Source organism: Agromyces sp. P1_H4, from assembly GCF_056405255.1.
This window is the reverse complement of sequence record NZ_JBFUCL010000557.1, coordinates 1-1,188: the sequence shown is the minus strand read 5'-3', so window position 1 is coordinate 1,188 and position 1,188 is coordinate 1. Positions and strand designations below refer to the sequence as shown.

General features: G+C 68.0%; 3 protein-coding genes. All 3 read right to left on the bottom strand.

Annotated features, from left to right (window positions below; genetic code table 11):
* Positions 1 to 75: 75 nt before the first annotated feature.
* A complete protein-coding gene (locus AC1DY2_RS19935) occupies positions 76 to 288 on the bottom strand; it encodes a hypothetical protein (protein WP_476763992.1) in 213 nt (70 codons plus the stop codon).
* A 2-nt stretch (positions 289 to 290) separates the two neighbouring features.
* Positions 291 to 941, bottom strand: coding sequence for an ArsR/SmtB family transcription factor (locus AC1DY2_RS19930; RefSeq protein ID WP_476763991.1), 651 nt, complete (start codon positions 939 to 941; stop codon positions 291 to 293).
* Positions 942 to 1,005: 64 nt separating this feature from the next.
* A partial coding sequence (locus AC1DY2_RS19925; protein WP_476763990.1) for an Lrp/AsnC ligand binding domain-containing protein occupies positions 1,006 to 1,188 on the bottom strand: 183 nt, incomplete at its 5' end.

Below are 1,188 nucleotides of genomic sequence, written 5' to 3'. Positions count from 1 at the left end.
GCACAGACGGATGCCCCGCCCGATTCGTTCGGGCGGGGCATCCGTCGTCTCCGCTTCGCTTTCGTGCGGTCGTGCCTACAGCAGGCCGTAGGTCGACGACCGGAACGTCGCGTCGCGTTCGGCGAGCGCCGCTTCGGCGGCGGCCCGGGCTTCGAGCCGACCCAAGAGGCGGTCGCGGTCGTTGCGCCGGGCGGCTCGCTGCATGCCCCAGCTGGCGAGGCTGAGACCGCTGCGCACGGCCCACTCGGCCACCAGGCCGGTGTTGGGGGAGAGGAGTGCGGTGTTCATCGTCATCCCTTCGAGGAGTCTTCGGTCGGCTCCCCGCGCACGAGCGGGAAGGCGTTGATCTGGATCTGCACCGGGCGGGAGCCCGGCGTCGGGGTGCGCTTGTACGCGTCGATGTAGCGCATGAGCACGGCGTCGATGTCGGCGACGAGTGCGCTGAGCTGTTCGGGCGTGAGACGCAGATTGATGGTGTCGCTCGTCGCGATGTCGAGCCACTCGTCGCCGAAGACGGCGTCGCCCTCGGAGACGAACTCGTGGAAGTTCTGATCTCGGGTCCGGAGCCACTCGTCCTCGACGAGCCGGACCGCGAGACGCTCGGCGCTGCCCGGCGGCAGCGACCGGGCGTCGGGGATCGCGATGGAACCGGGCGTGCGCTCCCACCACCGTTCCCTGCCCTTTCCGCGCGTCGTGTCCTCACGGACGAGGCCGGTGCGCTCGAGCTGGCGGAGGTGGTAGCTCGTGGAACCGCTCGATTCGCCGAGACGTTCGGCCAGCCCGCTCGCGGTCAGCGGGCCGTACGCCGAGAGCTCGTCGTAGATGCGCACACGCAACGGGTGCGCGAGCGACTTCAGGCTGTCGGTCGTGATGAGGTGATCGACACCCGGATGACGCAGGCTGCTCGGCTGCGACTGGAGGTCGTCTGGCTCGTTGCTCATGTTGCAAAGATAGCGCTGCAAAGAAACAGTTGCAAGGGTTTCTTTGCATAAATCTGTTTGCAACTCAGCGCTCGAGCAGCGGAGCCAATCTGAACGGGATGAGCTCGCCCATCGCGAGCGAGGTCTCGGTGCGCTCGACGCCCTCGATCGCGAGGATCTCGCCGTCGATCCGGAACAGGTCGTGCGCGTCGCGGCAGACCACGCGCACGAGCAGGTCGACCGAGCCCGACAGGCCGTGCGCCTGGAT